Here is a 10,145-nt window from a genome sequence, read left to right as displayed (position 1 = left end):
AAAGGATAAGGTAGTGACTGAATATTCTGTAGATAGTATATGTTCTCAATAACTTAAATTTGACAATGCTTAAATATTTTTATGCAATGCTAGTGACTAAATTTATATATACAAGGCAAACAGGAAGCCAATAAAGATTAAAGGCTTCCTGTTTTTATAATTATTTACTTAATTCTTCTAGCTTTTCTTTTGGATATTTTTGATAAATTTCTTTCTCACTCATATCAGCCTTCATATATAGAAAATACTGCTTTTCGATCGGTTTCAATTCACTCTCTAAAACAACTTTTTTTATTGTTTCTTTTATTCGCTGTTCATCAGTTAAATCATCTTCCAAAATATTAAGAGCCTTTTTAGTTAACTTTCTAGCCATTTCAGTATTTATCCCTAAATGTAAATCAATTATTTTACCATACAGCTTTTGCATAATTTCATACGTATCAGCCATTTTATCTCCTCTTTATCTAAAATTTAATTAAAACGATTCATTATCTATCTTCTTATAATTTTTGTATTATCTCTTCTTCAGCATAGCTTCTAACTGTATTTTCTGCATAAACTAAATGATCTACTAAAGTTATTTCAAGATAATCACCTAATGTTTCTAGTAATTCAGTTACTTTCATATCAGGTTCTGAAAATTCAGTGCTTCCACCCGGATGATTATGTGCCAAAATAAATCCACTTGCTCCAATATTTAAAGCTTCTTTTAAAATAATACTAGGAGAACTAGCTACTATTTTAGGTCCTCCTATCCCAATTACTTTTATATCTAGCACCTCTCTTTTTCCATTTAAATAAATAGTTACCATTTCTTCTACTTTTAAAGAGCTCATGTATGGTGATAAAATTTCTAATACATCTTCAGGTGTAAAAATCGTTCTTGTTTCTTCTATGCTATACAATCCTTCTAAATTTCTATGTACTAACATAAAATCACTGTATAATTCTTGCTGAACAGAACTTAAATCTAGTTTTTCTGAAATTATTTTTTTATTTAAAATTTCATGTAGCTTTAATTTATAGATCTTAGCTTGTTGCTCAGTATTTAATTGTAATAAATCTGCAAATTTACTGTACACCTCTTTTTTTGATTTCATAATCTTAATCTCCTTATATTGATAGTCGACTATTGACTTTAATTAATGATTTTTTTAGTTTTGAGGCCTAGATATCTCCTAGGCCTATTTATATACTCGACTTAATAAAATTAAAAATTATTCATACCTCCCATACCTCCCATATTATTCATATCATTATTCATATTATCATTCATATTATCATTCATGCTATTATTAAAGTTGTCGTGCATATTGTTATTCATACTATTCGTCATTTGATTATTAGTTTCCCTATTCATGTTATTCATTTCAGCTGCCATTGTATCTGAAGGATTAAATCCTTGACCTTGTACAAATCCCCCATGATCAAAAGGAGTTACACTTTTCATTGAAAAATCATTAAATGCTTTATTTATTTGCTGCTGCATTTGTAGATCCATTTGACTTTGGAGTTGATGCTGCATTTGTTGGTTCATCTGATTTTGCATATTCATCTGCATCTGTTGTTGGTTAATTTGGTTTTGAGTTCTTATAAAATCCTGTACATTATGATTCATCATCTGATTAAAATTAGTATAATCATTTATATCTTTTAAATCATCAAACCTAAATTTGCCATTATCCTCAAAATACTGAGCTGCATTTTTAATAAAATCTTCATTTTTTGTTTCATTTAGAATTTTTTCCTTTTCTTCTGTACTTAAGTTACTAAAAGCAGCTAAAGCTAATTCTCCTTGTTTAACACTTATCCAGTTGAAAAATCTATTTAAAACTTCCCAGGTTGCTCTATCAATGTTTTTTATTTTCAATTTCCTTTTGTTTTTAGTAGCTGTATCATAAACTAATAAAAATTTTATCTTTGCTTCTTGGTTTAATAATTTCACAAAATCCTTTTTTTGGTTAATGTTGAAACTATCAAAAACTTCCATTAAAGAAACTATGTAGCTCTTTATTTTCTTATTTTTTCTCTTATTTTTAATAAATTGAAAAAATTTAATTATCATAGTTAAGACAAATCTTATTATTAAATAAAAAATTATAAATTGAAAATTAAAATAAAGCGGATTAAGGAAAAACATAAAAAACGAACCCAAAAATACAATTCCATCTAAAAATTTTAAAATTTTAATGATAAACCCTCCTTAATAAATTACTCTTCGAAATTAATGATTTCTCCGTCTGAAAACACTGCTCTAATAACTTTTGCTTTAACTTTTAAAGTATTATTAACAATTAAAGGATAAACAGAGTTTGAACCCGGAAGGAAATTTATAAATTCCCCTAAATCTCTGGTGTTTGGTTCTATATTAACTTGAATTTTCCTTCTTTCCTGCCCCATACTATCTCCAAAATTATCATATAGATAAATATCATATATTATGCCGGTCACAACTTTATCACTATAATTATTAAATACTATATATAATCTACCATGCTCAGAAACTAAACTCGTTTCGTATCGATCAAATAGTTCAGTTTGATAACCAGCATATTCTACAATTTTTTCTCTTTTTTTCTTTTTATTTATTTCTTCACTATTATCGATTTCAAAAGAATCATTTAAAAAATATTCGAATATGCTCTTACTTTCATTTTTTGCAAAGTGATTATTTAATTCACTTTTGGTTTGATTATCTAAATAAAAAAGATTATTATTGTTTTCTAGTTCATCCAACACTTCTTCAATACTATTATATCTATTTGGTTCATTATAAATTTTATTTCCTGTAATATGTAGATTAAAACCATCATTTAGACCCTTTAAATATATTTCTTTTTCACTTTCATCTAAACTATTCCAAAAATCACTATCTGCATTTTCAAAAGCAAAGCTACTACTTGAAAATAAAACTAAAAATATAATTGTAAAAATAAATATTTTTTTCATCTTTATTAACCACTCCTAAATAAATTATTGACTTTAATGTTATAATAAATTTATTCTATAAAAAGAAATAATATCCTTTAATAAATATAATTATATCTTTAATTAATAATTTTCTAACCTAAATATAGTTTTCAAAATATTATAAAATATTTATAAGCATAATTATGCTTCTACGTAATTAAATATAAGCATATCTACGTAATTATTTAATTATGCTAATATGCTAAAACTTTTTGTTGATTAAAATATATCTTGAAAAATTTCGAGTTTTTTTCTTACACTTCCCTTTAATCTTATTTCATTAAAATCATATCAAATAGTATTGACAGCACTGTGTCGAGTAGTTTAATTTTTCATTAAATTTAATCTTGAAGATAATATTAAATATATTTTATCAGAATATTATAAAATATATAAATACATAATTACGTATTTATATATTAGCATAAATATTTATTTATGTAATTACGTAAATATTTAAATAAATATTAGCATAATTATTTAAATACGTAATTATGCTTTTTTAAACAATAACAGCTAAGTGGGTTGAAAACACTCAGCTATAACAATTCATCTTTTTTTATGGACCTTTATTTATATATTCTCTAACTTTTTCACAATAGCCCTGAGCAGCTGCATTATTTTTATACCATTAATTAGATTGTCCTATTATTTTTCCTCTAAAGCTTTCTTAGTTCATGGAAATTAAAATTTTCTTTTTTTATAAGTAGTAATATTTAATTTCTAGCTTTAGCCTTAATATTATGAAATGAATTATTATCTTATTGATATTTTTTATTTACTATTTAATTATCATATCAACCTAGAATCTTATTTTCTTCTCCAGGTTAAAATTTTTTCAGATCAAGAGTATATTATCAACAAAATTTCTTAACCTTTATTACATCAATTAACCATAAATTTATTATATTAATTCAGAATATTATAAAATATTTATTTACGTATTTATGTAATTACGTAAATATTTAAATAAATATTAGCATAATTATTTTATTGCATAAATAAATAGATCTGAATTTTAATTATTTTAAAAATCGCAAATATTGATGTGTATGTTTACATTTTTTATTTTTTTTATGTTTGATTTGAACTTGAAATTAGAAAAAAGGTTTTCATTTAATTGCATTAATTAGCCTTTAATATTTCTGAATTTAGCTTAAAACCTTATTATTCTAGGCTTTATTTGATTATTTTATTGATTTTCTTCTTTTTTTGATAAATTTATGCAGGAAGTTTATTGTCTATAACGAATTAGTATGATAGCATAAAAAGTAAGGTATTATTGCATTATTTAGGAGGTAATAAAATGGCAACAATAATTTCAATAGTAAATCAGAAGGGTGGAGTCGGAAAAACTACCACAACTCACAACTTAGGATATGCTTTAGCTGAAAAAAATAATAAAGTTCTTTTACTTGATTTAGACCCACAAATGAATCTTTCAACAACTTTAGGAATTGACTGTTATGCTCAAAAAAATACTATTTTTGATGTTTTAAAAGATAAAAACTTACCACTAGGTAGTATTATTAAAAAGACTGATCACAATAATTTAGATATAATTCCTGCTGCATTTGAATTAACTGGTGCAGAATTAGAATTTGCTAGAAAATTTAGTTCAGCTTCACTTTTATCAAGATCTTTTTCAAATTCACTAAAAGAAGATTATGATTTTATTTTAATTGACTGTCCTCCTTCTTTAGGAATTTTAACAATCAATGCTTTAAGTGCTTCAGATTATGTTATTATTCCAATGCAGCCAGAAGTATATGGTTTATACGGTATTGAAATGCTTCTATCTACTTATGAAGAAGTTCAGGAAGAAGTAAATCATGATTTAGAAATTATGGGAGTTCTTATTACTATGCATGATGCTAGATTATCATTACATAAAGAGATGACTGAAAAAATTAATGAGTACTTCAAAAAGAAAGTATTTAAAACTATCATAAAAACTAATACTAAATTGAAAGAAGCTCAAAGTAATAACCAAACTGTATTTGAATATGATGGCAGAGCTAGAGGTGCTAAAAATTATACCAGTCTAGCTGAGGAGGTTATGGAGCATGTCGAAAAAGAAGAATAGACTCGGTAGTTCAGAAGAAATACTAAGTAAGATAGGAAGCAGGATGTCTAGTCAAAATTCAAAAAAGAAAACTGAAGATGAAAATAAAAATGATAATTCATCAGATAAAAATGAAGAAAAAAATAATGATCAGCAAGAAAACTCATCAAATGATGAGAAAAAAGAAACTGAAGCTGTAAATAATAGTTGGCTTGATGAACAGAAACCATATAGATCTTCATTTATAGTAAAACCAGATATGGAAGATAATTTTGAAGATTGTAAAAGAAAATTTAGAAAAGAGCTCCGTATGAATCTCAGTAAACAAAATGCAATTGAATTAGGTTGGTTATTATTAAAAAAATTAGATAAAGAATACTTTAGTGAAGTAAAAAGAGTTTCTTCACCTGATGATGATCTAGTAGAGTCCCTTAAAAAAATTATAAAAGAATTTGCCTAAGATGTAATTATTTAAATATGTAAATACATTTATTATAATTTTCAGAAATATTTATTTACGTAATTACGTAATGGCATAAGTGCGTAATTACTTATATGCATAATTATGTAATTACATAGAATTTTTTGACTCTTTTGTCCGCTGCATATATCCTTAGGCTGTATAATTATAACTTAAAGTTTCTACATGGGGTGACTACTAAATGGCAAATACATATCAATATCAGATATTCCAGACTATAAAATCTTTTGCTGGTGAAAAAAATATCCTGGCTATACCAAAAAGTTTTATCAGGTTTTGTGATGAAGATCTTTATATTGGCCTCTTCTTGTCTCAAATAATATATCTTTCAGATAAAGGAAGCAGAGAAGACGGTTTTATTTATAAATCTAACAAAGAGTGGAAAGAGGATTATTTTTTAAGCGACTATGCAATTAGAAAAGCTAAAAAGTATTTAGAAGATAAAGGAATAATCGAAACTAAATTAATAAAAGCAAATGGTGCTCCCACTACTCATTATAAATTAAACAGAGAAACTTTTACTAAACTATTTATAAAATTTCTTGAAGAAAAAGAAGATACTCAAAATGGATTTGTTGAAATCAACGATTCCAGTGATAGCATGGAATCTTCGAAATCAACAAATGGATTTGAGACGGATAATCCTAGTAATAACATGGATTCGTTGAAATCAACAAATGGAATCGTTGAATCCAACGAAACATTAACAGAGATTACTACAGAAATTAATAACAATAAAAAAAATAATAATAAAAAAAGCAATTTTAAAAAAATCAAAAAATATTTCAACAAATCATTTTCTACATATCCCAATAATTTTCAGCTAGAAAAAATAAAAGAATATATGCTTAATGGATTATCTGAACAGTTAATTTTAAAAACAATTGAGCACTGTGGCCTGGGAGGACATAATCAAGCTTTTTGCTTTAATAGGTTATCTATGCTTGTAGAAGATGAAATTTATACTCTGGATCAATTAAATTCAGTTTTATCGCAAAATAAATCTTTCAAAAAAAAATCTAATGAATTAAAAAATAATAAATCAGCTTCTAAGAAAAGTAAAAATAATAAGGGGCAATCTGATTCTGATTACAAGTGGAAAAATTTCTTTATTGATCCTGATAAGTATAAAGAATAGCTTTATGACAGTAACTTAAGACGATTTTTTGATATTAAAATTTAGTTATTAGATAAAACTCATATAAATTTTTAGAAAATAAATTACATAATTTTAGTTGGATCTGACATAACTGTATTACGTTATTGTAAGATGATTACAATAACTTTTTAAAAGAAACTGGAAGGCATAATTGGGTGGAAATCATTTGTCTATGGATTCCAAAGGAGAAAAAATGAAATTAAAACAAATTGCTCATAAAATACAAAGCTACTATGATTATGAAAACACCGATTTTGTTGCTAGACCATATAATCGTTTTGATTCAGAGAAAACTACATGGTGGATAGTACCATCGAAAGAGTGGCCTGCTTACAAATTTGCAAAATTTGTTATTTTTGATGAAGATGAAAGAATAAATTTTGGAGTTAATGTTGAAAAAGGTTATGATGAAAATTTAGGAATTGGTATAGCTAAAAAATATAATTTGAAATCTGACTGGAGTTGGTATGATTTTAAAGCTAATATAGTATCTGGGAAATTAGACAGTATTGTGAGTGATATTAATCAAGAGTTTGATAAAAACGTTAAATTCAGATTGTTGATAGGAATTCTAAACAGTCAATCTAATGATCCGGAAGTAGAAAAACATTCAAATGAAATTAGCTTCGAAATTAAAAATAATAAAGTTATTAATTTTGATCAAGATTTAGATCTTGGAAATGAATTATCAGATATAGATCAAGTTAATAATATCAAGGAATTGTACAATTTATTGGTGTCAAAAACAAGCATAGATTTTTTATGGTTAGATTTTTATATAGCTGTAAGCTATGATAAGAAAAAAATTTTTGAGGATAAAATTGATTTTGATGAAATTCACCATATAATTAAAAAATTTGATTATCTTTTAAAAAAATAGCCTGGAGATATCACACAATACAATTTTTATATTTTTTATTAATTTGCTGAACCACTGCCAAACTTAGCAAACAAATTTCACCAAAGCCTCATAAATCAAATCTGAGAGTTATTATCAGAAGGATACTGTTTTATACATAAAACAAAATAAAACCTCTAGATGGAGCAAATAAAGCCCTCTAATTTAAATTTAGACCACCACTTCAACCGAGAAAACCCATACACTTTTAGCCGAACTATTAGAACTTTTATTATTATAATCACTTATTAGATTAATTTGTAAATCAATACTTTTATAAAAATTTACTTGGAGATGATATTATGTCTTTAAATTATCAGGTAGGAGAATTTTATACAGCTAAAACTTTTAAAGAATCTGGTTTCAATTTTCCAGATGGAGAATACAAGCTAAAGATTATCAGAGAAGGTTTGCCTGAGGACCCAGTTAATGATGAAGATGAGCTTGCTATTGCTGAAGAACAGTGGCTTGAAGGATTGGAAGGCAGTGATCAGTATAAGACAGATTTAGATGGTAATTGGTACTACTTTGAGTTTCCTATTAACGATGAAGGTATAGATTATATGTGGGTTCCTGAGTCAGTAGTGGTAGAGGTTTTTGAGTAATACTAATAAAAATAATATGAAGGTTAAATTGAACCATTGGAGAAATTAATTTAGTAGGCTTTGACACTATGGTGTCGCAGCAGTATGATATTTTATTAGTGAATATATTTTTTTCAATGAGTAACAATAAAACCATTTAGGGAGCTGTCTGCTTATGGAGGAAGAAGATGATCTAATAGGATTAGATATTATTGACAATGAACCTGATTACTCTAAATCAATTGAAGAAAATAATAAAAAATTAGCTGACCAATACCTTGAAAAATATGGGGAAGTACCAGAATGATTAAAGAATAAATTAAAATAATTTTTTTATGAGAAGAGGTAAAATATGACTTTTATTTCTTATAAAATCAAAGATGATGGGAAAATGAAGCAGCTCAAAAAGAAGGATTTTAAGTTAGAAAAAAAGCTTCAAAGTTTGGTGGAAGAAAATTTGAAAGAACTATTTGGTATTACTTTTTTAGCTACTGAATACTCTACTGGTCAAAGACATGGTGGGAGAATGGATACCATAGGTATTGATGAAAATAACTCTCCAGTGATTTTAGAATATAAGCGAAATAAAAACCAGAATATAATTAACCAGGCTTTGTTTTATCTCGATTGGCTGGTTGATCACAAGAGTGCTTTTGAGTTACTGGTTAGAGATACGCTTAATCAGAAAATTGAAATTGATTGGTCCTCTCCAAGAGTTTTATGTATTGCTGAAGAATTTAATAAGTATGATACTTATGCTGTAGATCAGATGAAAAGACCCATTGAGCTTATACAATACAGGATTTTTGAAGATGACTTATTTGCACTTGATATTCTAACAGCAGCAGAAGAGAGTAAGGGTAATAATAAAAGTTCTACTAATAAAGATTATAGTGTGGAATATCATTTAAAAAATGGTTCTGAAAGAATCAAAAAATTATTTGATGAGCTAAGAGATTTCACTCTGGAATTAGCTGATGATGTAGTAGAAAGTCCTCGCAAATTTTATATTGCATACAGGATTATTAGAAATTTTTTATGTATAGATATTCATAAAGAACACCTGCTTATATATCTTAGAATTGAACCAGCTGAAGTTGATTTAGAAGATGATATTCTGAGAGATGTATCTGAGATTGGACATTTTGGAACAGGTGATTTAGAAGTAAGAGTAGAAAGTGAAGATGATATTAAATTGGCTAAACAGTTGATTGAAAAGGCTTATGATAATAGTGGAAATTAGATTTTATTATAATAAAAATTATTTTTTGGGGGAAATATTATGCCAAAAGCTGATAGAATTAAACCAACTCAGGACTCAATAGGAACATATTTAGATAATTTAAAGAATAAAAAATATCAAATTCCAACTTTTCAGCGAGAAGTAGTTTGGGAAGAAGACAATGTAAAAAAATTATGGGATAGTATCTACAAATTCTACCCAATTGGTAGTATTCTTGTCTGGAAAACAGGTGTAAAACTTCAAAATTATCGTAATATTGGAGGCCATGATATTTCAGATGATCAAAATAAATCAGAATATCAATATATATTAGATGGTCAACAAAGAACCACATCTTTATTGACATCCTTATATGGTGGTTCTATCGAAGGAAGAGAAGATTTTGACCCTACTTTATATGTTGATATAACAATAAGTGAAGAAAATGATGATACATATAAAAAACGCTTTTTATTTTGGAACGATATAGATGACAAAAATGGATCTATTAAGAGAAATATTCCCAGAAGAAAAAAGTATGAAAAGAATTTGATAGTTAAATTAAATGATATTAAAGAAAACTTCAATGAAGTAGAAAAAAATATTCATGAAGAGGGTTATGTTGAATATGACCATGAATATAGGAATAATCTTAGAAATATAAAAAATGTCACTAGCATTGCATAAAAATATTTAAGCATTGTCAAATTTAAGTTATTGAGAACATATACTATCTACAGAATATTCAGTCACTACCTTATCCTTT

General features: G+C 26.2%; 12 protein-coding genes. 8 read left to right on the top strand and 4 right to left on the bottom strand.

Going from position 1 to position 10,145, the window contains the following annotated elements; all coding sequences use genetic code 11:
• Positions 1 to 160: 160 nt before the first annotated feature.
• From C8C76_RS14440 to C8C76_RS14425, 4 genes are all read right to left on the bottom strand, one after another.
• Entirely contained in the window at positions 161 to 448 is a 288-nt protein-coding gene (locus C8C76_RS14440) for a hypothetical protein (RefSeq protein WP_108142860.1), read from the bottom strand.
• A 52-nt stretch (positions 449 to 500) separates the two neighbouring features.
• Positions 501 to 1,100 (bottom strand): JAB domain-containing protein, encoded by a 600-nt coding sequence (locus C8C76_RS14435; RefSeq protein WP_108142858.1) that lies wholly within the window; start codon positions 1,098 to 1,100, stop codon positions 501 to 503.
• 110 nt (positions 1,101 to 1,210) lie between these two features.
• Positions 1,211 to 2,065, bottom strand: coding sequence for a hypothetical protein (locus tag C8C76_RS14430; protein WP_181248241.1), 855 nt, complete (start codon positions 2,063 to 2,065; stop codon positions 1,211 to 1,213).
• 146 nt (positions 2,066 to 2,211) lie between these two features.
• The gene (locus C8C76_RS14425; RefSeq protein WP_108142854.1) at positions 2,212 to 2,949 is read right to left on the bottom strand and encodes a hypothetical protein; all 738 of its coding nucleotides are present in this window, start codon (positions 2,947 to 2,949) and stop codon (positions 2,212 to 2,214) included.
• A 1,327-nt stretch (positions 2,950 to 4,276) separates the two neighbouring features.
• Here C8C76_RS14425 and C8C76_RS14420 point away from each other — a divergent pair.
• From C8C76_RS14420 to C8C76_RS14390, 8 genes are all read left to right on the top strand, one after another.
• Positions 4,277 to 5,056, top strand: coding sequence for a ParA family protein (locus tag C8C76_RS14420; protein WP_108142852.1), 780 nt, complete (start codon positions 4,277 to 4,279; stop codon positions 5,054 to 5,056).
• Positions 5,037 to 5,495, top strand: coding sequence for a hypothetical protein (locus tag C8C76_RS14415; RefSeq protein ID WP_108142850.1), 459 nt, complete (start codon positions 5,037 to 5,039; stop codon positions 5,493 to 5,495). The genes C8C76_RS14420 and C8C76_RS14415 overlap by 20 nt, the downstream gene beginning before the upstream one ends.
• Positions 5,496 to 5,697: 202 nt before the next feature.
• Positions 5,698 to 6,654, top strand: a complete 957-nt coding sequence (locus C8C76_RS14410) for a hypothetical protein (protein ID WP_108142849.1) — start codon at positions 5,698 to 5,700, stop codon at positions 6,652 to 6,654.
• Between the two features lie 193 nt (positions 6,655 to 6,847).
• Positions 6,848 to 7,555: a hypothetical protein gene (locus tag C8C76_RS14405; protein WP_146161877.1), complete on the top strand. Its 708-nt coding sequence runs from the start codon at positions 6,848 to 6,850 to the stop codon at positions 7,553 to 7,555.
• A gap of 320 nt (positions 7,556 to 7,875) precedes the next feature.
• Positions 7,876 to 8,178, top strand: coding sequence for a hypothetical protein (locus tag C8C76_RS14400; RefSeq protein ID WP_108142845.1), 303 nt, complete (start codon positions 7,876 to 7,878; stop codon positions 8,176 to 8,178).
• 154 nt (positions 8,179 to 8,332) lie between these two features.
• Positions 8,333 to 8,464: a hypothetical protein gene (locus C8C76_RS15450; RefSeq protein ID WP_258222593.1), complete on the top strand. Its 132-nt coding sequence runs from the start codon at positions 8,333 to 8,335 to the stop codon at positions 8,462 to 8,464.
• 45 nt (positions 8,465 to 8,509) lie between these two features.
• Positions 8,510 to 9,400, top strand: a complete 891-nt coding sequence (locus tag C8C76_RS14395; RefSeq protein WP_108142843.1) for a DUF5655 domain-containing protein — start codon at positions 8,510 to 8,512, stop codon at positions 9,398 to 9,400.
• 39 nt (positions 9,401 to 9,439) lie between these two features.
• Positions 9,440 to 10,066: a GmrSD restriction endonuclease domain-containing protein gene (locus tag C8C76_RS14390; RefSeq protein ID WP_108142841.1), complete on the top strand. Its 627-nt coding sequence runs from the start codon at positions 9,440 to 9,442 to the stop codon at positions 10,064 to 10,066.
• The last annotated feature ends 79 nt before the right edge of the window (positions 10,067 to 10,145 follow it).

The sequence above is a fragment of the Halanaerobium saccharolyticum genome (assembly GCF_003053565.1).
Taxonomy (GTDB): Bacteria; Bacillota; Halanaerobiia; order Halanaerobiales; family Halanaerobiaceae; genus Halanaerobium; species Halanaerobium saccharolyticum_B.
The sequence above is the reverse complement of the archived record's forward strand: the minus strand, read 5'-3'. Positions and strand labels throughout refer to the sequence as shown.

Bases quoted from the DNA above. Each gene is read 5' to 3' on its own strand.
- C8C76_RS14440 (WP_108142860.1), bottom strand. From the start codon at position 448: ATGGCTGATACGTATGAAATTATGCAAAAGCTGTATGGTAAAATAATT.
- C8C76_RS14435 (WP_108142858.1), bottom strand. From the start codon at position 1,100: ATGAAATCAAAAAAAGAGGTGTACAGTAAATTTGCAGATTTATTACAA.
- C8C76_RS14430 (WP_181248241.1), bottom strand. From the start codon at position 2,065: ATGATAATTAAATTTTTTCAATTTATTAAAAATAAGAGAAAAAATAAG.
- C8C76_RS14425 (WP_108142854.1), bottom strand. From the start codon at position 2,949: ATGAAAAAAATATTTATTTTTACAATTATATTTTTAGTTTTATTTTCA.
- C8C76_RS14420 (WP_108142852.1), top strand. From the start codon at position 4,277: ATGGCAACAATAATTTCAATAGTAAATCAGAAGGGTGGAGTCGGAAAA.
- C8C76_RS14415 (WP_108142850.1), top strand. From the start codon at position 5,037: ATGTCGAAAAAGAAGAATAGACTCGGTAGTTCAGAAGAAATACTAAGT.
- C8C76_RS14410 (WP_108142849.1), top strand. From the start codon at position 5,698: ATGGCAAATACATATCAATATCAGATATTCCAGACTATAAAATCTTTT.
- C8C76_RS14405 (WP_146161877.1), top strand. From the start codon at position 6,848: ATGGATTCCAAAGGAGAAAAAATGAAATTAAAACAAATTGCTCATAAA.
- C8C76_RS14400 (WP_108142845.1), top strand. From the start codon at position 7,876: ATGTCTTTAAATTATCAGGTAGGAGAATTTTATACAGCTAAAACTTTT.
- C8C76_RS15450 (WP_258222593.1), top strand. From the start codon at position 8,333: ATGGAGGAAGAAGATGATCTAATAGGATTAGATATTATTGACAATGAA.
- C8C76_RS14395 (WP_108142843.1), top strand. From the start codon at position 8,510: ATGACTTTTATTTCTTATAAAATCAAAGATGATGGGAAAATGAAGCAG.
- C8C76_RS14390 (WP_108142841.1), top strand. From the start codon at position 9,440: ATGCCAAAAGCTGATAGAATTAAACCAACTCAGGACTCAATAGGAACA.